Raw genomic sequence first — 23011 nt, 5'->3', positions numbered from 1 at the left:
GACACGGAAGGGCGGCGACGACGCCGCCGGGGGAGGGGGACGAGATGGTGCACGAGACGGCGGACGGGGAGATCGCGTACGGGAGCCCGGAGTTCGACTGGTCGATCCTCACGGTCCCGACAGCGCTCGCGGTGGTGCGCGGCCAGCTCGGGTTCTCGTGGCTCGAGGTCGCGGAACGGCTCGCGACCCTCACCCAGGCGGAGCTCGAGTGGGAGCCCGGCCCGGACGCGTTGCGCGTCGTGCGGCGCGGCACCGAGCGCACGCCGCGCACGCTCGGCGTCGGCGACTGGGTGATGGAGTGGCCGCAGGGCCCGGACTCGTCGCAGCCACGGACGATCGGGTGGCTGGTCGCGCACCTCACCGAGGCCTTCTTCGAACGGTGGGAGTGGACGTTCGGACCCCACGAGCGCCGCCGCGACGCGGTGGCGTTCTCGGGCGAGGTCGGCGCCGCCGTCGCGGGGCTGCGGCACGAGGTGGACCGGTGGCGGGCGGGCGTGGACGCGTTGCCGGACGAGGGGGCGTTCACCGTCGGGCTCAGCCAGGCGACGGAGATCGACGCGCAGTCGCCTTTCGTCCACCTCGTCGCGCACATGAACCGCGAGCTGATCCACCACGGCGCCGAGATCATGGTGCTCCAGGACCTCTACCGTGCGGCGAACGTCACGCCCTGACGGTCGGCCCGGGGGAATCGTGCGGTCCTCCAGATGGTTGAACGGTCACATGACGACGAACAGCCCCGCCGCGCCGGACGCGACGGCCCCCACGGTGAAGATCGACATCTGGTCCGACGTCGCGTGCCCCTGGTGCTACGTCGGCAAGCGGCGCCTCGAGACGGCGCTCGGGCGGCTCGCCGAGGCCGGTGACGGCCCGCAGGTCGACATCGAGTACCACTCGTTCGAGCTGGCGCCGGACACGCCCGTCGACTTCGACGGCACCGAGGTGGACTTCCTCGCGGGGCACAAGGGCATGCCGCGCGCGCAGGTCGAGCAGATGCTCGGGCAGATGACCCAGCTCGCCGCCGCCGAGGGCCTGAGCTACGACTTCGACGCGCTCCAGCACACCAAGACCCTCACCGCCCACGAGCTGCTGCACCACGCGAAGGCGCACGGCAAGCAGGTCGAGATGAAGGAGCGCCTCCTCAAGGCGTACTTCGAGGAGGGCCGGCACGTGGGCCGCGTGCAGGAGCTCGCGGACCTCGCGGCGGAGGTCGGTCTCGACCGCGCCGAGGTCGTCGCGGCTCTCGAGGACGGCCGCTACGCCGAGGACGTGCAGGCGGACATCGACCAGGCGCGTGCCTACGGGATCAACGGGGTGCCGTTCTTCGTGGTCGACGGCCGGTACGGCGTCTCGGGTGCCCAGGACCCGGCGGTCTTCGTCCAGGTGCTCCAGCAGGCCGTCGCGGAGCGCGACGCCGCCTGACTCGTCCGCTCTGCGAGACGCGGTTCGGAGAGCGACGTATCTCACACCCCGGTGCGGTGGACCTGCGACTCGGTATCACCGAGACTGGGACGCAGCCCGCACCGACGCCGGCTCCGCACGTGCACCGGCGCCCGTGATTCCCACGAGGAGGCCTCAGATGACCGACACCACGACGAACCTCTACCACTCCATCGCGAACCCGCGCCGCACGACGCTCATGAGCGTGAGCGCCGCGGACGCGGCCGCCCCGCACCGCGAGGCCGCGCCGTCGCTCACGCTCGTGGGCGCGGACGACGCCGCGGTCTGCGTCGACGGGGTGTGCGCGCTCCCCGAGTAGACCTGTGAGCGCAGGAGAGAGTCGCCCGAACGCCAGGTTCCGGCGGCTCTTTCCTGTCTTGGGGGAGGCGCGTGGCCGTCAGTTCGACCGGTGGTCCTGGATCGAGAGGCGCGGCCCGCGCCGGGGGGCGTGCGCCCTGCCGGAGAGCTCCAGGAGCCGGACGACGCGATAGCGGTGCGGGGAGTACGGCGCGAGGAGCTCGAGCATGCGCTCGTCGTCGACGCGCTCGCCGACGAGCGCCCAGCCCACCGCCTTGGCGAGGTGGTAGTCGCCCACGGACACGGCGTCGGCGTCGCCGAGCGCGCGCTGCGCGACCTCGGCCGCGGTCCACACGCCCACGCCCGGGACCGCCTGGAGCCGGGCGTGCGCGGCGGCGGCGCCCTGCGCGTCGAGCAGCGCGCCGCACTCCTCGAGGCGGCGGGCGACGCGCGCGGCCGCGACGACGGTCCGTGCACGACCCGGGTCGACGTTCGCCCGGTGCCAGTCCCACGACGGGACGCTCGCCCACGTGGCGGCGTCGGGCACGACGAGCATCCCGGCGTCGCCCGCCGGACCGGGTGCGCGCTCGCCGTACCGGCGCAGGAGCCACCCCCACGACCGCCACGCGGCGACCGTCTGGACGCGCTGCTCGAGGATCGCGGGGACGAGCGCCTCCAGCACGCGGCCGGTGCGGGGGATGCGCAGCCCTGTGCTGCGCCGGTGCGCGTCGCGCAGGGGCGCGGGCGGGGTGAAGCCGGTGTCGTCGTCGTACTCGCCCAGCAGGTGGGGGAGGGCGTCGAGCGCCTCCTGGGCGCCCGGTCCCCAGGCGTGCCCGACGACGTCGCGCGGCGCGGTCTGGGCGAGGCGGCACGTCGCGGGACCGGCGGGCATCCGCGTCGTGCGCCAGACGTCGCCGGACGGCGTCCGGCGGAACGTCGGGTCGTACGGCCCGCGGGAGAGCCGGCCGAGCGTGAGGTGCAGGTCCAGGGGCCGGTCCGACCGGACGCGTCGGACGAGCGCTCCACCGACGACAGCGCGCGGGCTCGGCAGGACGGTCACCGGACCATCGTCGCACCCGCCGCCGACGGCCGAGCACGACATTGCGCGGCGTCGAGCACGACCTTGATGTCGCTATCCGCTCGATAACGACACCAAGGTCGTGTTCGGCGGGCGGGGCGTCAGTCGAACAGGGTGTCCATGTCCCACGCGGGCTCGGGCGTCGGCTGCCTGGGCGCCGTGGCGGGCATCCGGCCGGGCGGGCGCGTGGGGTCGCCGAGCTCGGGGACGAGCGTGCCGTCGAGGTCGCCACGACCGGCGGCCCAGTCCTGGGCGGCGAGTCCCGCGAGCTGGTCGGCGCGCTCGTTGAACGGGTCGCCGACGTGGCCGCGCACCCAGCGGAACCGCACGGGCCCCGCGCGCTCGGTGATCACCCGGTCGATCGCCTGCACGAGCTCGAGGTTCTTCACCGGCTGCCCACCGGCGGTGCGCCACCCCTTGCGCTTCCAGGCGACGACCCACTCCGACGCGCACTTGATGGCGTACTGCGAGTCGGACTCGATGAGCAGCGGCTCCGCCCCGGGGTGCGCGCGGACCGCCTGGAGCAGCGCGGTCAGCTCGGCGACCTGGTTGGTCCCGCTCACGGCGCCGCCGGAGTCGAACGTGCCGTCGTGGTTGATCCACGCCCACCCGATGGCGCCGCCCGGGTTGCTCAGGCACGAGCCGTCGGTGCTGACAGTGATCACAGCGCTCCTCGATCACGGACGTCCCCGCCCGCCGGCTGCGGCGCGGGGAGGCGAATGCGTCGAGCCACATTGTCCCCCGGACCGGGGGGTCGCCGGACCACCTGTCCGCGGGCGTCTGGTCGGGGTCGCCTCAGGGGAGAACCGGGGGGATACCCCATGGTGCCGCGCGCGCACGCGGTCGAGGCTGGGACGCATGGTCGCGTGGGTCGTGGAGCTGTGGGGACAGGTCGAGGCGTGGCTGCTCGCGCTCGTCGACTCCGTGTGGGCGTTGCCGACGCTCTTCGCGACGACCGCGGGCGACGGGTTCTTCCCGCCGATCCCCGGCGAGACCGTGATCGTGATGCTCGCGGTGGGAGCGCAGTCCGGAGGGGGCGTGGCCTGGGGTCTGGTCCTGCTCGTCGCGGCGCTCGGCGCCTGGTGCGGCGACCAGCTCGCCTACGCGCTCGGCCGGGCGCTCGGCACGCGGGCGTTGCCGGTGCTGCGCGGGCCGCGCGGTCAGCGCGCCGTCGCATGGGCCACCCGCTCCCTCGACCGACGCGGCGCGTCCGTCGTCCTGGGCGCCCGGTTCGTGCCCGTCGGGCGGACGGCGGTCAACGTGACCGCCGGGGCCGTGGGCTTCTCGCGGCGCCGCTTCATGGCGCTCTCCGCCGTCGCCTCGGTCGCCTGGGCCACCTACTCGGTCCTCATCGGCACGCTCGCCGCCGCCTGGGTGGGCGACAGCCCGCTCCTCGCCGTCGTGGTGGGGGTCGTCGGCGGGATCCTCCTCGGCGTCCTCGTCGACACGGTGGTCCGCCTCCGGGCGGCCCGCCGGGAGCGGGTCGCCGCCCTGGCGCCGGGGCCCGTCACGAGCCCGGCGCCCGGTGCCGACACCCTGGAGACCGACGCCGCGCTGGTGCCCTGCCCCGGCCCGGCGCGGTAGGGCCTGGTCGCACGCGGGTCGTCCGCAGGACGAAGAGCAGAGGGCCCCGGTCGACGACCGGGGCCCTCCAGCTCGTCAGCGCGTCGGATCAGGACACGCCGAGCAGGTCGATGACGAAGATCAGCGTCTTGCCCGACAGGCGGTGGCCGCCGCCCGCGGGGCCGTAGGCGAGCTCCGGCGGCACGACGAGCTTGCGGCGCCCGCCCACCTTCATGCCGGGGATGCCCTGCTGCCAGCCCGCGATGAGGCTGCGCAGCGGGAAGTTGATCGACTGCCCGCGGTTCCACGAGGCGTCGAACTCCTCGCCCGTCTCGTACTCGACGCCGAGGTAGTGCACGTTCACGGTCGCGCCCGGCGTGGCCTCCGGGCCGTCACCGACGGTGATGTCCTCGACGACGAGCTCCGTGGGCGCAGGGCCCTCCGGCGCGTCGACCTCGGGGCGGGACAGCTCGTTCTCTCCAGTGGTCATGCTCCGATCCAACCACGACGGCGGACGACGGGCGGGCCTGAGGTTGGGGGCGCCCGGAACACCGGTCGGGGATACCCCCGGCCCCGCGTTCGGCCGCGCGCAACACGGCGCGGCCGAAGATCGCCATCATGGAGGCATGTCCTCCACGCCTGAGCCGCACACCGGCCTGCCCGCCGGCACCCCGCGCGGGGTGACGCCGGGCGCGGGCCCGGCCCCCGCCGTCGGGCACCGACCGACCCCGCGGGAGATCCGGCGGTGGCGCCGGTTCCTCGCCGACGAGCGCGCGGAGGCCGCCGTCTACCGGGACCTCGCGAGCCGGCGCAGCGGGGAGGAGCGTGACATCCTCCTGGCGCTCGCGGACGCGGAGCGGCGGCACGAGCAGCACTGGCTCGACCTGCTCGGCGACGACGTCGGCAAGCCGCTGCGCGGCGACTGGCGCACGAGGATGCTCGGCTGGCTGGCGCGCCGCTTCGGCGGCGTGTTCGTCCTCGCGCTCGCCCAGCGCGCCGAGGCGCGCTCGACCTACGAGACCGACGCCGACGCGACGCCTCGGATGGCCGCCGACGAGCGCATCCACGAGGAGGTCGTGCGGGGGCTCGCGACGCGCGGGCGCAACCGGATGTCGGGCACGTTCCGGGCCGCGGTGTTCGGCGCGAACGACGGGCTCGTGTCCAACCTCGCGCTGATCCTCGGCATCGGGGCGTCGGGGGCCTCGAACAGCACCGTCCTCCTCTCGGGGCTGGCGGGCCTGCTCGCGGGCGCGCTGTCGATGGGCGCGGGGGAGTACGTGTCGGTGCGGTCGCAGCGCGAGCTGCTCGACGCCTCGACCCCCAGCCCGCAGGCGTCCGCCGCGCTGCCTGACCTCGACGTGGACGCGAACGAGCTCGCGCTCGTCTACCGGGCGCGCGGCATGGCACCCGCCGAGGCCGAGGACCACGCCGCCGACGTCCTCGCGACGTACACGCAGCAGACCGTCATCGCCCCGCCGCCCAGCACCGACGAGCACGAGACGCACGGGACGGCGATGGGGGCGGCGGTGTCGTCGTTCCTGTTCTTCGCGTCGGGCGCGCTCATCCCGGTGCTGCCCTACCTCTTCGGCCTCACGGGGTTCGTCGCCGTGGGTGTCGCGGCGCTCCTCGTGGGGATCGCGCTCCTCGCGACCGGCGCGACGGTCGGCCTGCTCTCGGGGACGTCGCCGCTGACGCGCGCGCTGCGGCAGATCGGCATCGGCTTCGGCGCGGCGGCCGCGACCTACCTCCTCGGCCTGGTGTTCGGGGCAACCGTCGGGTGAAATCGGACGCTTCCGGTGGTGAGCGTCACACGGGCATGCCTACCGTGACCCCGGGACGGGCCTGTCGGCCCGCCGTTCGCTGCACCGACGACCCACGGGGCGCACGATGGACGTGACGCACGACGCGCAGGGCAGGCGCGCACCAGCCGCCCGTCGCTGGCTCGTGCGCGCGCTCGTGGCCGGTGGCGGTCTCGGCGCAGGCCTCGCGTTCGCCGTCGCGACCGCGGGCGGCGCCTCCGCCGCGGACGACCCGCTCGGTCTGGGCAAGGCCCTGTCTCCCGTGACCTCGACGGTCCAGACCGTCGTCGACCCGGTCGTGCAGGACGTCGTCAAGCCCGTCGTGCGCGATGTCGTCGCCCCCGTCGTCCAGCCGGTCGCCCCGGTCGTCGAGAAGGTCGTGACCCCGGCCGCGCCCGTGGTCGAGGAGGTCGTGCGGCCCGTCGCCCCGGTGGTGGAGCAGGTGGTCACGCCGGCCGCTCCGGTGGTCGAGGAGGCCGTGGCGCCGGTGGCGCCCGTCGTGCAGCCCGTGACCGACGCCGTCGCGCCGGTGACCACGCCGGTCCTGGACGCGGTCGTGCCGGCCGCGACGCCGGTCGTCGAGGCGGTCGCCCCCGTGGTGAACCCCGTCCTCGAGACCGTGGCACCGGCGCTCGACCCGGTCACGCCCGTCCTGGAGGCGCTGACCCCGGTCCTCGACGTCCTGGCCCCGGTCACCGACCCTGTGCTCGGTCCCGTCACCGGGCCGCTCGCGCCGCTGGACCCGCTCGCGCCCGTGCTCCCCGAGGCGCCCGGGACCGGTCCGGAGGCCCCGGGCACGGTCGATCCGGCGACACCGGGCGTGGTGGGCCCCGGCCCTGACCACGGTCTCGCCGCCCCGGTGGTGCCTCTCCCGGCCGGTGGCGAGCCGACGTCCGCTCCACCGGCCGGTGCGGACGGCGCGGGCCTGACACCGACCCTCGGTGCCCGACTCGGCGCGCCGCTCGGGGACGGGACCGGCGGGAACCTCGTCGACCAGGCCACCGCTCCGCCGGGCACCGCTGCGCCCGCGGGCGGCCCGACGGCGCCTGGCGGAGGCCCCTCCGACGGCGCGCTCGGCACCTCGCCCAGCCCCTCCGGCAACGCGCAGCGCGCCGGGTCGGGCGGCGACCTCGCGGCGGTCGGCCACGGCGCCGACGCCCCCACGCTCTCGTCCTGGACCGCCGTCGTGGACGACGCGCGGTCGAAGCACCCCTCGACGTTCTTCGAGGTCCCCGTCTCTCCTGCCTGAGGTGGTCCGCCGCCGCGCGCCGCGCGGCAGACGCGACCCGGCGCCGTCGTGCGCCACCACCCTTGAGCAGGAAAGAGAACGATCATGCACACCTTCGTTCGGCGCGCGCTGCGCACAGCGCTCGTCACAGGCGGCCTCGTGGTCGTCGGGGCCGGAGCGGCCCACGCAGCCGAGGGCGACCTCCTCGGCGACCTCGGGCTGGACGTGTCGGTCGAGGCTCCGCTGAGCCAGGTGACCGAGGTTCTGCCCGACGTCTCGGTGGACGTGCCCGTGCACGTCCCCGTGACCGTGTCCGACGTCGCGGTGGGCGCCCTCGGTGACGCGACCGTGACCTCGACCCCCGCACCGTCCGCCGAGCCGGCGCCTGCGCCCGCACCGGAGCCCGCCCCGGCAGGTCCGGCGGGCGTCGACGTGGACGTGCCGGTGACGGTTCCCGTGGACGTGTCCGGCGTCGCCGTCGGAGTCCTGGGCGACGCCGCGGTGGCGCCGGCCGCGGACCCGCAGCCGGCGCCCGCACCGGCCCCTGCCCCCGCGCCCGCCGACGCGGGCGACGTGGACGTCGACGTGCCCGTGACGGTTCCCGTCGACGTGTCCGGCGTCGCGGTGGGCGTCCTGGGTGACGCGGCGGTCACGCCGGCCCCGGCAGCTCCGGCTGCCCCGGCCGACGGTACCGACGACGGAGCGACCGGGTCCGGCTCGGACGTGGACGTCGACGTGCCGGTCACCATCCCCGTGGACGTCTCGGGCGTCGCGGTCGGTGTCGGCGGCGACGCGACGGTCGGCGGTGGCGCCGGTGAGGGCTCCGGGGACGGGGCCGGTTCCGGCGACGCGTCCGACGGCTCGGGCGTGCTCGACGGTGTCCTGGGTGACGGCGGCCTCGTGGACGACCTGCTCGGCGACGGTCTCCTGGGCGATGGCGTGCTCGGCGGGGACGACGGCGTCCTGGACGCGGTCCTCGGCGAGGACGGTCTCGTGGACGACCTGCTCGGCGGCGGTTCGTCGGGCGACGGTCTGCTGGACGGCGTGCTCGGCGACGACGGCCTGCTCGACGGGGTCCTCGGGGACGACGGCGTGCTCGGCTCGCTGCCCGACCTCGACGTCGACCTGCCGGTGACGGTCCCCGTCACGGTCTGCGGCGTGGGCGTGGGCCTGCTGGGCGACGCCTCCGCCGCGTGCCCGACGGCGACGGTCCCGACGGACCCGACGGACCCGACGGACCCGACGGACCCGACGGACCCGACGGACCCGACGGACCCGACGGACCCGACGGACCCCACGGACCCGACGGGCCCGACGGACCCCACGGACCCGACGGGTCCTGCTGACCCGGGGACGTCGGGCGGGACGGACGGCACCGTGACCCGTGTGCTCAACCCGGTGACCGGGAACGGCGCCGTGGCTGCCGCGGCCGGCGGTTCGACCGCCATGGCGTCGGCGCCGACGGCCCTCGCCACCACCGGTGCGGGTGGCGACCTCGGGTTGCTCGTGATGGCCGGGCTGCTCACGCTCCTCGGCCTGTCGCTCCAGCGCTTCCGCCGGAAGTCCTGGGTCGCGGACCCGGCCGCCTACACCCCGGTCTTCGCCGACCGGAGCTGACGCTCACCATGACGGGACCGCCCGGGCCTCGTGCCCGGGCGGTCCTCGCGACGCGGTCGAGACGGTCCTGGCCAGGGAGCACCCGGAACGACCGCGGCGCGGCGGCGTCGCGCGCCCAGGCGTGCGGCGCCGCGGTGGAGCGCTCGATCTCTCGGTCGAGCGCGGCGAGCGCGTCGGCGTCCCACGATGCCGGGAGCCCTCACCCGGGGGCTAGACCACGAGGCCGAGGAGGAGGACCACGACGAGCGCGACGACGGACAGGACGCACTCCATGAGCGACCACGTCTTGAACGTCTGCCCGACCGTCATGCCGAAGTACTCCTTGACCAGCCAGAAGCCCGCGTCGTTGACGTGGGAGAGGAACACCGACCCGGCGCCGATCGAGAGCACGAGCAGCGCTGCGTGCGTGGGCGGCAGGGTCGCCGCGATCGGCGCCATGATGCCTGCGGCCGTGATCGTCGCGACGGTCGCGGAGCCGGTGGCGACGCGGATGAGCACGGCGACGAGCCAGCCCGCGAGGAGCGGCGTGACGTTCGCGTCCGAGATGCCCTTCGCGACGACGTCGCCCACGCCCGAGTCCACGAGCGTCTGCTTGAACCCGCCGCCGGCGCCGACGATGAGGAGGATGCCCGCGATCGGCGCGAACGACGAGTCGACGAGCTTGCTCACCTGGTCGCGCGTGCGGCCGAGCGCGGAGCCGAGGACGACGAGCGAGACGAGCGCCGTGATGAGGAGCGCGACGAGCGGCGTCCCGACGAACTCGAAGACGCGGCCCCAGCCGGTGTCGATGGACCCGCTGACCTCGACGAGGGTGCGGGCGAGCATGAGGATCACGGGCAGCAGGACGACGCCCACGGAGACGGCGAAGCTCGGGCGCGGCGCGTCCTCGTCGCGCTCGGACACGCCGAGCACCGACGTCGGCGGCGGGAGCGGCACCCAGCGCGCGAGGGGCTTGGCGAGCAGGGGGCCGGACACGATGACGGTCGGGACCGCGACGAGCAGGCCCAGGCCGAGCGTCAGGCCGAGGTCGGCGCCGAGCGCGTCGATCGCGAGGAGCGGCCCGGGGTGCGGGGGCACGAGGCCGTGCAGCGCCGACAGGCCGGCGAGCGCCGGGATGCCGACGAGGATCGGGTTCGTGCGCACGCGCTTCGCGACGAGCATCACCACCGGGACGAGGAGGACGACGCCCACCTCGAAGAACAGCGGGATCCCGATGACGAACGCGATGAGCGCCATGGCCCACGGGAGGCGCTGCGGCGTCGTCTTGCCGAGGATCGTGTCGACGATCTGGTCGGCGCCCCCGGAGTCGATGAGCATCTTGCCGATGATCGCGCCGAGGGCGATGAGCACGCCGACGCCGGCGACCGTCGAGCCGAGCCCCGCGGAGAAGCTCGTGAACGCGTCGACGAAGTCGATGCCCGCGACGACGGCGAGCACGGCCGAGCCGATCATCAGCGCGAGGAACGGGTGCAGCTTGAGCCACACGATGAGCACGACGATCGTCGCGATGCCGACGACGGCGGCGAGCACGAGCTGGGCCGTCCCGGCGTCGGTCACGGGGGCGCCCTCCGCGGCGCGCGCGCCGGCCGCGACGGCGGACGGGGCGGCCGTGGCGGCGTGCTGCGTGAGCGTGCCGATCATCGCCGCACCCCCGTCCCGGTCGAGGTCCCGGTCGCGGTGCTGGCGTCGGTCCGCCCGCAGCCGGCGCGCCGGTCGAGCACGAGGTCGGCGATCTCCTCGGGCGTGCGGGTGACGTCGACCGTGAAGCCGGGCTCGTCGTCGTCCAGGGGCTCGAGCGTGGCGAGCTGCGAGGGCAGGAGCGACGTGGGCATGAAGTGGCCGCTGCGGTGCGCCATGCGCTCCGCGAGGAGGTCGGGGCTGCCGTCGAGGTGGACGAAGCAGACGTGGCCCCGCGCGGTGCGCAGCAGGTCGCGGTAGGAGCGCTTGAGCGCGGAGCAGGTCACGACGCCGGAGCGCCCGGCGTCCGCCTCGGCGCTCAGCCAGTCGCGGATCGCCTCGAGCCACGGCCAGCGGTCGTCGTCGGTGAGCGGCGTCCCGGCGCTCATCTTGGCGATGTTGGCCTCGGGGTGGAACTGGTCGGCCTCGGCGTACTCGGTGCCGAGCCGCTGCGCGAGCAGGGTCGCGACCGTCGTCTTGCCGGAGCCTGCGACGCCCATGACGACGAGGTGCTGGGGCAGCGTCGGGGGCGCTGCCGGGGTCGTGGCGGTCGCGGCGCTCTCGGCGCGGGCCGTGGTGCTGACGTCCGTGTCCATGTGTCGACTTCCGTGTCGGGCGGGGCGTCCGGTGCGGGTGCGTCTCTCGCGGCGCGGTCCCCGTCCCGGGTGACGACCGTCGTGGTCCCCACTGCCGACCACTGTGCGGTATTGGTAGCACCTTTGGCAAGTGATTGATATCACCAATGACCGCCACTAGGCTGCTGACCATGGCGACGACGGTCCTGCACACCACCGTGCTCGACGCCCTCGGACGCCGCATCACCAGCGGAGACGTCCCGCCGGGCGCGCCGCTCACGCTCGAGTCGATCGGGTCCGAGTTCGGCGTCTCGCGCACCGTCGCGCGCGAGGTCATGCGGTTGCTCGAAGGGCTCGGCCTCGTGCGGTCGAAGCGTCGCGTCGGCCTCGTCGTCCTCGGCCTCGAGGAGTGGAACGTGCTCGACCCGCGCGTCATCCGCTGGCGCCTCGAAGGCCCGGGCCGCGACCCCCAGCTCCGCACGCTCACCGAGCTGCGCCACGCCGTGGAGCCGCTCGCGGCCGCGGGGGCGGCGGTCCACGCGACCGACGACGAGCGCACCGAGCTCGTCGCGGCGGCCGCGCGCATGCGGATGCTCGGCGAGGCGGGCGACCTCGAGGAGTTCCTCGCGCTCGACGTCCGCTTCCACGAGCTCCTGCTCCGCGCGAGCGGCAACGAGATGTTCGGCGCGCTCGCCGGCGTCGTCGCCGCGGTGCTCAGCGGGCGGACGCACCTGGGGCTCATGCCCGCGTCCCCGGTGCCCGAGGCGCTGGACCAGCACGAGGCCGTCGCACGGGCGGTCGCGGGCGGCGACCCGCGCGCCGCCGAGGCGGCGATGGCGGCGATCGTCGGCGAGGTGCGCACCGCGCTCGGCGGGGTCGACCGGCAAGCCTGACCGGACCCTCGCGCGTGCGCCCGTCCGGCGGGGCTACCTCGCGTCGACGGGTGTCGGGAGCGCGTGCAGCGCGTCGACGAGCGACGCGAGCTCGGGCGTCTCCGTCGCGTCGTGCAGTGCCGCCTCGAGGGTCGCGTCGTGGGTGGGCCGCGCGGCGAGCAGGAGGGCCTCGCCCGCGGGCGTGAGCTCGGTGTAGATCCCGCGGCGGTCGTCCTGGCACAGGATGCGCGTGAGCAGGCCACGGTCCTCGAGCCGGTTGACGAGCCGGGTGGTCGCGCTGGGGGAGAGCGCGGCGGCGCGCGCGAGCTGCTGCATGCGCATGTGCCAGCCGTCCTGCCGGGAGAGCGCGTCGAGCACGGTGTACTCGACGACCGAGAGGTCGTGCTCCGCCTGGAGGGCGCGCTCGAGCGCGGCGTCGATGAGCCCGTGCAGCGCGGCGAGCGTGCGCCAGCCCTGCGCGCGGATCTCGACGGCGTCGTCGGCGATGCCCATGGGGTCCTCCTCGGTGCGTGCGTGCCGTCACAACTATAGCGCTTGTGCAACTAATCGGCGTGTGCAACTATCGATAGTGCGCGTCTGCAACAAGTGCAGACGCCAGGTGAACGCGTGCGCAACGCCCATCCTTCCCGCTCGTCGTCCAGGAGCTCCTCGTGGCGTCGCCCTCGAGACCCGCACCTTCCCGGAACCAGGAGATCGTCATGCCAGTCGCCCTCTGGGCCCTCGCCATCGGGGGCTTCGGCATCGGGCTCACCGAGTTCGTCATCATGGGCCTGCTGCCCGAGGTGGCCGCCGACTTCGGCGTCACCGAGTCCGTCGCCGGCTACCTCATCTCGGGCTACGCGCTGTCCGTCGCCGTCGGCGCGATCGGCCTCACCGCGGCCCTGACACGCGTCGACCGCAAGAAGGCCCTGCTCGGCCTCATGGTCCTGTTCATCGCGGGCAACCTGCTGTCCGCCGTCGCTCCGACCTACGAGGTCATGCTCCTCGGCCGCGTCGTCGCGGCGCTGTGCCACGGCGCGTTCTTCGGGATCGGCGCCGTCGTGGCGGCCGACCTCGTCGCGCCCGAGAAGCGTGCCGGGGCCATCTCGATCATGTTCGCCGGGCTGACCATCGCGAACGTGCTCGGCGTCCCGTTCGGCACGTTCCTCGGCCAGGCAGCCGGGTGGCGCGCGACGTTCTGGGCCATCACCGCCATCGGCGTCGTCGCGCTCGCCGGGATCGCGCTGCTCGTCCCGTCGCGGGTCGGGTCGCGCGACGGCGTCCCCTCGCCCGGCGGGAGCGCCTCGCCCGGGACGCACCGCGCGTCGGGCCGCACGGGGCTGCGCGGCGAGCTCGCCGCGTTCCGCAGCGCGCAGGTGTGGTTCTCGATCGCGATCACCGTGCTCGGGTTCGGCGGGATGTTCGGCGCCTTCACCTACATCGCGTTCACGCTCACCGAGGTGGGCGGGTTCACGTCGGCGTCGGTCCCGTGGCTGCTCGTGCTGTTCGGCGGCGGGCTGTTCGTCGGCAACCTCGTCGGCGGGCGCGCGGCCGACCGCCGCCTCGGCACGACGCTCGTCGTGCTGTTCGCGGCGCTCACCGTGGTGCTGGGCGTCTTCGCGCTCACCGCGACCAGCCAGGTGATGACCGTCGTGAGCCTGGTCCTCATGGGCGCCTTCGGGTTCGCGACCGTCCCCGGGCTCCAGATGCGCGTCATGTCCTACGCGCAGGGCGCGCCCACCCTCGCGTCGGGCGCGAACATCGCCGCCTTCAACGTCGGCAACGCGCTCGGCGCCTGGATCGGCGGCCTGACCATCGCCGCCGGGCTCGGCTTCACGTCACCCCTGTGGGCGGGTGCGGCGATGACGGCCGTCGGGCTCGTCGTCCTGCTCGTCGCTGTCCGCGCCCGCGGCGGCGAGTGGTCGCGAGCCGTGCAGCCCTCGCCGCGCGACGCGGTGCCCGCCCCCGCACCGGAGGCACCGGCCGCCGTCTGACACGACGATCCGCCGAGGTAGAGCCCTGGTTCGCCGAGGTAGAGCCCTGGTCATGACCAGGGCTCTACCTCGGCGAACCAGGGCTCTACCTCGGCAGGGTGGGGTCAGCGGGGGTGGACGCGGACCTCCGCGGCCTTGACCACGAACCAGACGTGCTCGCCGGGGGTCAGGCGCAGCTCGGCGACGGCACGCGGCGTGAGGTCCGCGGCCAGGTGCGGGGTGTCGTGGCCGACGGCGGCCGGGGCTTCCGCGGCCGGGGCACCTGGGTCCTCGCCGGCCACGCGACCCCAGACGCGTAGCAGCGGGCCGTGCGGCTCGACGCTCGTCACGACGACGCGGTACGCGTTGCGGGGGCTGCCCTCGGGCGTCGCGCGGTGGACGGCGACCGCGCGCGGCTCGAACACCGCGACGGCCCCGTCCCCGGCGGCGAGCGGTTCGCCCGCCGTCCCGTGCACGCAGACCTCCGTGCCGTCGACGGCGAGGGTCGCCTCGCGTGCGGCGGCCTCGTCGTCCGGCCCCGCCTCGGTCGGGACCAGGGCCGCGTCCGCCCCGCCGGAGCCCGGCCCGTCCGGCTCCGTCCCGAGGCTCCCCGCCGTGACGGGCTCCGGCACGGCGACGTGCACGACCGTCCCCGCCAGGAGGTTCACGCCCGCGAGGCGGGCCGCGAACCGGGACCGGGGTCGCGTGAGGACCTGGTCCACCGGACCGTCCTCGACGACGCGACCCGCGTCCAGCACGACGACGCGGTCCGCCAGCAGCAGCACGTCGAGCAGGTCGTGGGTCACCAGGAGCGTCGTGCGCGGGTGCTCGCGCTGCGCGTGGTGCAGCACCGACCGCACGTGCTGCGCGACGCCGACGTCGAGCGAGGCGAGCGGCTCGTCGAGCAGGAGCACGCGCGGGTCGGTGACGAGCGCCCGGGCGATCGCGACGCGCTGCGCCTGCCCGCCCGAGAGGTCGGTCGCGCGCCGGGTCGCGAGGTCGGCGGCGCCGACGTGCCCGAGCGCGGCCCGGGCCTCGCGCCGGGCGCGCGAGCGTGGCACGCCCCGCGCCCGGAGACCGAACGCGACGTTGTCCTCGACCGACAGGTTCTCGAACAGCAGCGGCCGCTGGCTCAGCCACGCGAGCCGGCGGCGGCGCGGCGCGGCGCGCGTGACCTCGTCGCCCCCGACGGCGACCCGGTCGTCGTGCGCGTCGCCGGGCGGGAGGAGGCCCGCGACGACCTGCACGAGCGTCGACTTGCCCGCGCCGTTCTCGCCGAGCACCGCCACGACCTCGCCCGGGGCGAGCGCGAGGTCCACGTCGAGGCCGCGGTCGCGGACGACGGCGCGCACGGAGAGCGCGGCGGGCGCCGCGTCGGGGTGCGGAGTCGGGTCCGCGGCGGGCGCCGACGCCGGGTCGGCGCCGTTCCGGGGCGAGACGTCCTCCCGGACGACCCGGTCGCCGTCGGGCAGGGTGCCCGACCCGCGGGCCACCCGGCCGACCCGCCGAGGACGGGGCGTCCGGGCGTCCGGGCCGCCGAGGACGCGCGGGCCGTGGACGGCCGCCGTGATGAGCACCGCGACGACGACGAGCACGAACGAGAGCGCGACGGCGGCGTCCGGGTCGGCGCTGCGCTGGAGATAGATCTCGAGCGGCAGGGTCTGCGTGACGCCCTGGAGCGCGCCCGCGAACGTGATGGTCGCGCCGAACTCGCCGAGCGCCCGCGCGAACGCGAGCACCGCGCCCGACAGCAGCCCGGGCAGGACGCGCGGGAGCGTGACGCGGCGCAGCACCGTCGTCGGCCCGGCGCCGAGCGTCGCGGCGACGTCCTCGAGGCGCGTGTCCTGCGTGCGCAGCGCGCCCTCGAGGCTCAGCACGAGGAACGGCAGCGCCACGAACGTCTGGGCCAGGACGACCGCCGTCGTGGTGAAGGCGATCTCGATCCCCAGCACCTCGAGGTGCTGGCCGATCAGCCCGCGGCGTCCGAACGTGTGGAGCAGCGCGATGCCGCCGACCACGGGCGGCAGCACGAGCGGCAGCAGCACGAGGGCGCGCGCGACGCGCTGCCCGGGGAACGTGGTGCGCGCGAGGACGAGCGCCATGGGCGTGCCGAGCAGCACGCAGCACAGCGTCGCGACGAGCGCGGTGCGCAGGGACAGGCCGAGCGCGTCGAGCGCGGCCGGGGAGGTCACGAGGGCCCAGAAGCCGCCGGTCCCGTCCGGCCCCGGCGCCAGCTCGACGCGCGCGACCATCGCCACCACGGGGACGACGACGAACAGCGCGCCGAGCAGCGCCGGGACGAGGACCCAGCGGGGGAGCCCGCGCATCAGGACCTGCGGGGCGGGCCGGACGTCATGGCGTCGCCGCGTCCGGGGCGCCGAAGCCCGCGGCGGCGAGCGCGGCCTGCCCGGCGTCGCCGGCGACGAGGTCGATCCACGCCCGCGCGACCTCGACCTGCTCCGGGCCGGCCTCCTCGGACGCCGCGACGAGCGCGATCGGGTAGACGTTGAGCGCGGCGTCGGTCTCGGGCACGTCGACCACGTCGACGGCGTCGCCCGCGAGAGTCGCGTCCGTGACGTACACGAGGCCCGCGTCGGCCTCGCCCGACGTCACCTTGGCGAGCACGTCGGTGACGCTGGCCTCCTCGCTCACGCGGTGGATCGTGACGCCCGCGGCCTCGGCGACCGTGTCGGTCGCGCCACCGCACGGGACCTCCGGTGCGCACACGACGACCTTGACGTCGTCGCGCGCGAGGTCGGCGAACGTCTCGACGCCGGCCGGGTTGCCGGGCGGGGTGACGATCGTCAGCGCGTTCGTCGCGAACGCGACGGGGTCGGACGCGTCGCCCGCGTCGACGACCCGCGTCATGGTGCGCTCGTCCGCGGAGGCGAAGACGTCGGCCGGCGCCCCGGCGAGGATCTGGTCGCCCAGGTCCGCGGACCCGGCGAACGACAGCGCCACGGTGACGCCCTCGTGCTCGGCCTCGAAGTCGGCCGCGAGGTCCGTGAACACGTCGCGCAGCGACGCCGCGGCGAGGACCGTGAGCGTGCGCTCCTCGGCCGGCGTGCTCGCGGCGTCCGTGGCCCCGTCCGACGACGCGGCGCCGTCCCCGGCGTCCGTGCCGCATGCGGCGAGCGCGGCGACGAGGACCGCCGTCCCGAGCCCGGCGAGGGCTCCTCGGGCGCGGCGGCGGGAGGCGGTCGGGCGGGTGGTCGTGCGGGGCCGTGTGGACGCGCTCACGCGGTTCCTCCCGGCGTCTCGACGATGACGGTCGTCGCCTTGACGACCGCGACGGCCAGGCTCCCGGGCTCGAGGCGCAGCTCGCGCACGGCCTCGGTGCTCATGAGCGAGACCACGCGCTGGCCCCCGCAGAGCATCTCGACCTGGGACATGACCGTGTCGCTCACGACGTCCGTCACGATCCCCACGAACCGGTTGCGCGCCGAGCGCGCGACGCCGGACGGGTCGGGCGTCGGGTGCGACTGGGCGACGGCGAAGCGCGCGAGCTCCGCGCCGTCGACGACCTTGCGCCCGGCGTCGTCGGCGCTCGCGGCGAGGTCCCCGGCATCGACCCAGCGGCGGACGGTGTCGTCGCTGACCCCGAGCAGGCTCGCGGCCTCGCGGATCCGAAAGTGCGGCATGGATTCGATGATAGACCCGCACCTGCGGGGTTTCACCCGAGCGGCGCTGGGTGGTGTGGGACGCTCGGGGCGTGAGCGAGACCACGACCCGGGCGGACGTGCGCGTCGCCGTGGAGGACCCGACGGCCGACGACGTGCTGGCGCTGCTGCAGGAGCACCTGGACGACATGCACGCGACGTCGCCGCCGGAGAGCGTCCACGCGCTGGACGTCGAGCGGCTGCGCGCGTCGGACATCACGTTCGTCACCGCGCGGTCCGCGGACGGCGGTCTCCTGGGGTGCGGCGCGCTCAAGCAGCACGACGCGACGCTGGGCGAGCTCAAGTCCATGCGCACGACGGCGGCCGCGCGGGGCCGGGGCGTCGCGGCCACGGTCCTCGCGCACCTGCTCGACGTCGCGCGCGACCGCGGTCTCGACCGCGTGAGCCTGGAGACGGGTACGGAGGACTACTTCGCGGCGGCGCGTCGGCTCTACGCGCGCCACGGGTTCGTCCCGTGCGCACCGTTCGCCGACTACACGGACGACCCGAACAGCGCGTACCTGTCCAGGGTGCTCTGAGACCGCCTCAGGAAGCACCGGCTCGCTGGCCGTGGCCCTTGGACAGGCCGGACGCCTCGTCCCGCTGCCGGATCTGCAACGTTCCGACCTGGATCGGTGTGGGGTCATCTGCTCCTCGGCCAGCAGAACCACGCGAAGAGACCCGGCGACCGCTTGCCGTCGCGCATCCCTGGCTGAGCACCCTCGGCGACGACAGGGCCGTGGACGAGGGCTTTGGCGAGGGCGCACCGCCACGCGACCGCGTTATGGCGGTCCGCGGTCTGGTTGCGGCTCTCTGTTGCGAACCAGATCCCGAGAGCCACGCTGGCGACGGCACCCACGAAGAAGCCGATGATCGCGAGCCCGGACGCTTGCAGCGCCCGAGGATCCGTCGACGTGGGTGAGAGCGTCAGGGCGATCTGAACGCCCCCTAGCGCGATGGCGGCAGTCGCAACCCAGATCGCGATGCTCAGTGCCGGCTGGACCATGGCATGGGTGGTCGCGTCATCGACCGCCTTGTCGGCCGCGACCGAGGCCCTCGCCCAGTCCTCGCGGTCGATGCCCTCGTGGACGAGTCGGCGAATCATCTCGTCGTCGCAAACGCTTCCGAAGAGAACTCTCGGAGTCCTCTTGAAGTTCCGCTTCCTGTCTCTCCTGGTTTCGATCCGGAGCTCTTCGTAGGTAACCACACCGCCCCCTCCGTGCTGGTGCCCCGCTTCCATGCCACACGGCGAGGCACGTGGAAGCGTAGCGAGCGAGCGGGCTGCGGCCTGTGTCACCCAGAGACCGAGAGCGGTGTGAGCCGCGAGAGCGCCGACGATCAGAACAGCGTTCGCTCGACCTCTCGCTCCAAGGAAGGGCGAGGCTCCAACGTCGAGGACCCCGTGACGGGTGCGGTCACGGGGTCCTCGGGTCGGGTCAGGGTGGCGTGGGAGCGCCGAGGTGTCATGCGTCGAGCTTCAGACGCGCCCCGAGGGCGACGGCGGCGACGACGGCAGCGCCGGCGACGAGCACGAGGTCCTTGAGCACGTACTGGCCCAGGAGGGTCATGCCGTGGCCGAACAGCTCGCCGGCGAAGAGCACGATCGGCGACAGGATGCCGGCCATCGCGACGGCGAGGGCGACCAGCCCGGCCCGCAGGAGGCGGCCCGTGAGGAGGGTCAGCCCGATGAACGTCTCCAGGACGGCGGTGAAGATCACGGCCGCGGTCCCACCGACGAGGCCGAACGTGAGCGTCTCGACGGTCCGTGCCGCGATCGACTCCGCCGGGCTCGCACCGGGGAAGAACTTGAGGACGCCGAACCCGAGGAACACGAGGCCGAGGGCGACGCGCAGCGCGGGGACGGACCAGCGGGTGAGGAACCGCGCGGTGGCGGCGACGGCCGTGTCGACGCGTCCGGTCAGGCGCTCGGTCAGGACGGCGACGCGGCGGCGGGCGACGGGGGTGGTCGAGGACGCTGACGGGCGGACGGCGCGGGGACGACCGGCGGTCGTCGGGGCGGTGGTGGACATGCTCGAAACCTCTTCCGGGTGACGGTCGCGGTCGGGGTGACCGCCCCTGGAAGGAGGGGGCGTCAGGACGTTCCGTGGTCGCCCTGGCGCCCATTTCACCCGGTGGTCCCCGGTTGCTGCTGGGGGCGCCACAGCGATTTCCGGTCGCTGACCTGGTGCTCCGCGAGCGCGGCGCTGCTGCGCGGATCACCGCCCGCGCGGGCGCTCCGAGGGGTCCCAGCCGGGCCGCGGGGCGCGCGCGGCGACCGACGCCTCGCGCGACCGGTACACGACGTACGGGCGGAACAGGTAGGGCGCGGGCGCGGAGAACGCGTGCACGAGCCGCGTGAACGGCCACAGGATGAAGAGCAGGTTGGCGGCGACGATGTGGAGCTGGAAGGCCGCGGGCACGCCCTCCATGAGCGCGGGCTGGGGCTGGAGGTACCAGAGCGAGCGGAACCAGGGGGAGATCGTCTCCCGGTAGTCGTACCCGTGGCCGCCGGCGAGGAGCTGCGTCTGCACGGTCGCCCACGAGCCGAGCAGGATCGACGCCGCGAGGAACACGTACATGGTCTTGTCCATGCGCGTCGTCGCGCGGAAGACGGGGCCGGTGGTGCGGCGACGGTAGATGAGGATGAGCAGCCCGGCGACGAGCGCGACCGCCGCGATCGAGCCCATGTACGTGGCGACGAAGTGGTAGGCGACCTCCTTGATGCCCACCGCCTCCGTCCACGATTTCGGGATGACGAGCCCCATGAGGTGCCCGAGGATCACGAACAGCAGACCGAAGTGGAACAGCGGGGAGCCGAGCCGCAGGAGCCGCTTCTCGTAGAGCTCGCTCGACCGCGTTGTCCAGCCGAACTTGTCGTACCGGTACCGCCAGATCGACCCCACGACGAACACCGCGAACGTCACGTACGGGAACACCACCCACAGCAGGATCTCGCCCGTGCTCACCCCGTTCATCGCTCCGCTCCTCCGGTTCGGCCGGCACCCGCGCCGTACGGCTCCAGCGCGAACGGCTCCATCCCCACGAGCTCGGCGGGCGGTCCCGCCGTCACGAGCTCGACGTACCGCTGCTGCGTGCGCTCGTCGAGCGGGGGCAGCGTGAGGCACACCGCCTCGACCAGCCCGGTCCACGGGCTCGCCATGCTCTCGAGCGCGGTCCGCAGCACCTCGATCCCGTCGCGGTGCGAGGCGAGCAGCCCTGCCGCGATCGTCGCGTCGTCGCCCTCGGTGCGGGCCGAGAACTCGAGCACGGTCGGCAGGTAGTCGGGCAGCTCCGAGCCGGTGACCTCCCAGCCCGCGGCCCGGTACGCCTCGACGAACGCGACGAGCGCCGTCCCGCGCCGCCGGGTGTCACCCGCGGCGTAGTAGGACAGGTACATCGAGCACTTGCGCTTGAGGTCGAACGTCGCGACGTAGCGGGCCTGGAGCTCGCGCAGGTCCGTCGCGTCCGCGGACGCCGTCAGCACGTCGCAGAACGCGTCGAGGCGCTCGCGGACCGGCACGGGCAGCCCTGGCGTCGACGCCCGGACGGCCACGGCCGCGTCGAGCACGTCCGCGTCGGGGTAGGCGAGCAGCACGGACGCGGCCATGTGGGCCGTGCGGCGCTGGGTGCTCGACGCCGCGACGGGCGACAGGTGGTCGGGCTGCGGCCCGCGCGGTCGCGCCCCAGGTCGCAGCACGGGGGTCGGGAGCAGCGAGCGCGTCCTCATCGGGTGCCCCCGTCGGGCTCGACGCCGGGTCCGCTCCCGGGCGCCGGTCCGCTCGCCGGTCCGCTCGCCGGTCCGCTTGCCGACGACGGGTCGGGGATCGTGTCGTGCCGCGCGTCCTGCCGCCCGCCGGGCAGCGAGCCGGGGGCGCCGGGCGTGACGCCGCCGGTCCGCGTTCCCGCTCCGGTCCCGCCGGTCGTCGCGTCCTCGCCGGGTGGGAAGAGTCCCGGTGGGCGGCCGTTGCCGTCCCAGTTGAGGAGGTTGACGCGTCCGGGGGTCGACGGCCCGTACGGGGAGTCCGCCGTCTGGCGGGCCTGGAGCACGTGGAAGTTCTCGACCGCGACGGGCACCGGGCTCCCCGACGTCTCGCCGAACGGCCCACCGCCGGTCAGGCCCATGCCGCCCATGCCGGGTCCGCCGTCGTAGTCCAGCGAGCAGGAGAGCTCGTCGAGCTCGCGGGCGATCTCGGTGTGGGCGGTGGGGATCACGTACCGGTCTTCGTACTTCGCGATGGCCAGGAGGCGGTACATCTCCTGGACCTGCTGCCCGCTCATCCCGACCGCGGCTGCGGTGCGTTCGTCGGGGTCGCGGCCGAGGTTGATGTCGCGCATGTAGGAGCGCATGGCGGCCAGGCGGCGCAGAACGCGTTCGACGGGGGCGGTGTCGCCGGCGGTGAACAGTCCCGCGAGGTACTCGAGGGGGATGCGCATCTTCGAGATCGCGGCGAACAGGGTGCGCCCGTCCTCGCCGTCGTTGCCGGAGGCGGCGACGACGTCGACGACGGGGGACAGGGGTGGGATGTACCAGACCATCGGCAGCGTGCGGTACTCCGGGTGCAGGGGCAGCGCGACCTCGTACTTGGTGATGAGGTCCCAGATCGGCGAGCGCTGGGCGGCCGTGATCCAGTCCTCGGGGATGCCCTCGGCACGCGCGGCGGCGATGACCTGGGGGTCGTTCGGGTCGAGGAAGACGGCGCGCTGGGAGGCGAGGAGGTCGTGCTCGTCCGCCACGCTCGCGGCCTCGGTGACCTTGTCGGCGTCGTAGAGGACGAGGCCGAGGTAGCGCAGGCGCCCGACGCACGTCTCCGAGCAGACGGTCGGCAGGCCGACCTCGATGCGCGGGTAGCACAGGGTGCACTTCTCGGCCTTGCCGGTCTTGTGGTTGAAGTAGACCTTCTTGTAGGGGCACCCGGTGACGCACATGCGCCAACCCCTGCACTGGTCCTGGTCGACGAGGACGATGCCGTCCTCGGCCCGCTTGTACATGGCCCCCGAGGGGCAGGACGCGACGCAGGCGGGGTTGAGGCAGTGCTCGCAGATGCGGGGCAGGTAGAACATGAAGGTCTTGTCGAGCTCGGTGGCGACGTGCTCGGACATGTGCGCCAGGATCGGGTCGTCGGCCATGGTGGCGGTGGAGCCGGCGAGGTCGTCGTCCCAGTTCGCCGACCAGGAGATGTTCATGTCCTTGCCGGTGAGCAGGGACGTGGGGCGGGCGACGGGGGTGTGGGCGCCC

At 74.6% G+C, this 23011-nt stretch carries 24 protein-coding genes; 10 read left to right on the top strand and 14 right to left on the bottom strand.

Annotation, left to right across the window (positions count from 1 at the left end; translation table 11 throughout):
• Window positions 1–44: 44 nt before the first annotated feature.
• From AC6CH9_RS19475 to AC6CH9_RS19465, 3 genes are all read left to right on the top strand, one after another.
• The gene (locus tag AC6CH9_RS19475; RefSeq protein ID WP_498156365.1) at window positions 45–671 is read left to right on the top strand and encodes a DinB family protein; all 627 of its coding nucleotides are present in this window, start codon (window positions 45–47) and stop codon (window positions 669–671) included.
• Window positions 672–720: 49 nt separating this feature from the next.
• On the top strand, window positions 721–1419 hold the full coding sequence (locus tag AC6CH9_RS19470; protein WP_498156364.1) for a DsbA family oxidoreductase: 699 nt from the start codon (window positions 721–723) through the stop codon (window positions 1417–1419).
• 157 nt (window positions 1420–1576) lie between these two features.
• The gene (locus AC6CH9_RS19465; protein WP_498156363.1) at window positions 1577–1756 is read left to right on the top strand and encodes a hypothetical protein; all 180 of its coding nucleotides are present in this window, start codon (window positions 1577–1579) and stop codon (window positions 1754–1756) included.
• A gap of 78 nt (window positions 1757–1834) precedes the next feature.
• On the opposite strand, the gene AC6CH9_RS19460 is transcribed toward AC6CH9_RS19465, so the two are convergent.
• Complete coding sequence (locus AC6CH9_RS19460) at window positions 1835–2794, bottom strand: DNA-3-methyladenine glycosylase family protein (protein ID WP_498156362.1); 960 nt, start codon at window positions 2792–2794, stop codon at window positions 1835–1837.
• Window positions 2795–2913: 119 nt separating this feature from the next.
• Entirely contained in the window at window positions 2914–3477 is a 564-nt protein-coding gene (locus AC6CH9_RS19455) for a ribonuclease H family protein (protein WP_498156361.1), read from the bottom strand.
• A 193-nt stretch (window positions 3478–3670) separates the two neighbouring features.
• Here AC6CH9_RS19455 and AC6CH9_RS19450 point away from each other — a divergent pair, with 193 nt between their 5' ends.
• Window positions 3671–4396, top strand: coding sequence for a DedA family protein (locus tag AC6CH9_RS19450; protein WP_498156360.1), 726 nt, complete (start codon window positions 3671–3673; stop codon window positions 4394–4396).
• Window positions 4397–4484: 88 nt separating this feature from the next.
• Here the strand turns inward: AC6CH9_RS19450 and AC6CH9_RS19445 are convergent, their stop codons facing one another.
• A complete protein-coding gene (locus AC6CH9_RS19445; RefSeq protein ID WP_087470098.1) occupies window positions 4485–4865 on the bottom strand; it encodes an FKBP-type peptidyl-prolyl cis-trans isomerase in 381 nt (126 codons plus the stop codon).
• A gap of 136 nt (window positions 4866–5001) precedes the next feature.
• Between AC6CH9_RS19445 and AC6CH9_RS19440 the strand changes: the two genes are divergently transcribed.
• The 3 genes from AC6CH9_RS19440 (at window position 5002) to AC6CH9_RS19430 (ending at window position 9019) form a co-directional block, all read left to right on the top strand.
• A complete protein-coding gene (locus AC6CH9_RS19440; protein WP_498156359.1) occupies window positions 5002–6156 on the top strand; it encodes a VIT1/CCC1 transporter family protein in 1155 nt (384 codons plus the stop codon).
• A 106-nt stretch (window positions 6157–6262) separates the two neighbouring features.
• A complete protein-coding gene (locus tag AC6CH9_RS19435; protein ID WP_498156358.1) occupies window positions 6263–7423 on the top strand; it encodes a hypothetical protein in 1161 nt (386 codons plus the stop codon).
• An 84-nt stretch (window positions 7424–7507) separates the two neighbouring features.
• On the top strand, window positions 7508–9019 hold the full coding sequence (locus AC6CH9_RS19430; RefSeq protein WP_498156357.1) for a hypothetical protein: 1512 nt from the start codon (window positions 7508–7510) through the stop codon (window positions 9017–9019).
• A gap of 210 nt (window positions 9020–9229) precedes the next feature.
• On the opposite strand, the gene AC6CH9_RS19425 is transcribed toward AC6CH9_RS19430, so the two are convergent.
• On the bottom strand, window positions 9230–10660 hold the full coding sequence (locus AC6CH9_RS19425) for a GntT/GntP/DsdX family permease (RefSeq protein ID WP_498156356.1): 1431 nt from the start codon (window positions 10658–10660) through the stop codon (window positions 9230–9232).
• Entirely contained in the window at window positions 10657–11292 is a 636-nt protein-coding gene (locus AC6CH9_RS19420) for a gluconokinase (protein WP_498156355.1), read from the bottom strand. The genes AC6CH9_RS19425 and AC6CH9_RS19420 overlap by 4 nt, the downstream gene beginning before the upstream one ends.
• 170 nt (window positions 11293–11462) lie before the next feature.
• Between AC6CH9_RS19420 and AC6CH9_RS19415 the strand changes: the two genes are divergently transcribed.
• Window positions 11463–12164 (top strand): FadR/GntR family transcriptional regulator, encoded by a 702-nt coding sequence (locus tag AC6CH9_RS19415; protein ID WP_498156354.1) that lies wholly within the window; start codon window positions 11463–11465, stop codon window positions 12162–12164.
• Window positions 12165–12197: 33 nt separating this feature from the next.
• On the opposite strand, the gene AC6CH9_RS19410 is transcribed toward AC6CH9_RS19415, so the two are convergent.
• Window positions 12198–12656 (bottom strand): MarR family winged helix-turn-helix transcriptional regulator, encoded by a 459-nt coding sequence (locus AC6CH9_RS19410; RefSeq protein ID WP_498156353.1) that lies wholly within the window; start codon window positions 12654–12656, stop codon window positions 12198–12200.
• Window positions 12657–12862: 206 nt separating this feature from the next.
• Here AC6CH9_RS19410 and AC6CH9_RS19405 point away from each other — a divergent pair, with 206 nt between their 5' ends.
• Entirely contained in the window at window positions 12863–14137 is a 1275-nt protein-coding gene (locus AC6CH9_RS19405; protein WP_498156352.1) for an MFS transporter, read from the top strand.
• A gap of 104 nt (window positions 14138–14241) precedes the next feature.
• Here the strand turns inward: AC6CH9_RS19405 and AC6CH9_RS19400 are convergent, their stop codons facing one another.
• Genes AC6CH9_RS19400 through AC6CH9_RS19390 form a run of 3 tightly spaced genes read right to left on the bottom strand, consistent with a single transcriptional unit; the run spans window position 14242 to window position 17757 of the window.
• Entirely contained in the window at window positions 14242–16443 is a 2202-nt protein-coding gene (locus AC6CH9_RS19400; RefSeq protein WP_498156351.1) for an ABC transporter permease, read from the bottom strand.
• 25 nt (window positions 16444–16468) lie between these two features.
• Window positions 16469–17356, bottom strand: a complete 888-nt coding sequence (modA, locus tag AC6CH9_RS19395) for a molybdate ABC transporter substrate-binding protein (protein WP_498156350.1) — start codon at window positions 17354–17356, stop codon at window positions 16469–16471.
• On the bottom strand, window positions 17353–17757 hold the full coding sequence (locus AC6CH9_RS19390; RefSeq protein ID WP_363465404.1) for a TOBE domain-containing protein: 405 nt from the start codon (window positions 17755–17757) through the stop codon (window positions 17353–17355). Before AC6CH9_RS19390 ends, modA begins: the two co-directional genes overlap by 4 nt.
• 71 nt (window positions 17758–17828) lie before the next feature.
• Between AC6CH9_RS19390 and AC6CH9_RS19385 the strand changes: the two genes are divergently transcribed.
• Entirely contained in the window at window positions 17829–18314 is a 486-nt protein-coding gene (locus AC6CH9_RS19385) for a GNAT family N-acetyltransferase (RefSeq protein WP_498156349.1), read from the top strand.
• Between the two features lie 104 nt (window positions 18315–18418).
• On the opposite strand, the gene AC6CH9_RS19380 is transcribed toward AC6CH9_RS19385, so the two are convergent.
• The 5 genes from AC6CH9_RS19380 to narH all read right to left on the bottom strand — a co-directional run.
• Complete coding sequence (locus tag AC6CH9_RS19380; RefSeq protein ID WP_498156348.1) at window positions 18419–18982, bottom strand: hypothetical protein; 564 nt, start codon at window positions 18980–18982, stop codon at window positions 18419–18421.
• A gap of 256 nt (window positions 18983–19238) precedes the next feature.
• Window positions 19239–19805 carry a DoxX family membrane protein gene (locus AC6CH9_RS19375; RefSeq protein WP_498156347.1) on the bottom strand — a complete coding sequence of 189 codons (567 nt, stop codon included), beginning with the start codon at window positions 19803–19805 and terminating at the stop codon, window positions 19239–19241.
• Window positions 19806–19991: 186 nt separating this feature from the next.
• Window positions 19992–20750: a respiratory nitrate reductase subunit gamma gene (gene narI / locus AC6CH9_RS19370; protein WP_221928207.1), complete on the bottom strand. Its 759-nt coding sequence runs from the start codon at window positions 20748–20750 to the stop codon at window positions 19992–19994.
• A complete protein-coding gene (gene narJ, locus AC6CH9_RS19365) occupies window positions 20747–21502 on the bottom strand; it encodes a nitrate reductase molybdenum cofactor assembly chaperone (protein ID WP_498156346.1) in 756 nt (251 codons plus the stop codon). The genes narI and narJ overlap by 4 nt, the downstream gene beginning before the upstream one ends.
• A partial coding sequence (gene narH / locus AC6CH9_RS19360; protein ID WP_498156345.1) for a nitrate reductase subunit beta occupies window positions 21499–23011 on the bottom strand: 1513 nt, incomplete at its 5' end. The genes narJ and narH, both read right to left, overlap by 4 nt.

It is taken from the genome of Cellulosimicrobium sp. GQ32, from assembly GCF_059758455.1.
Note: the sequence above shows the minus strand (reverse complement) of the source record. Positions and strands in the feature narration are given on the sequence as shown.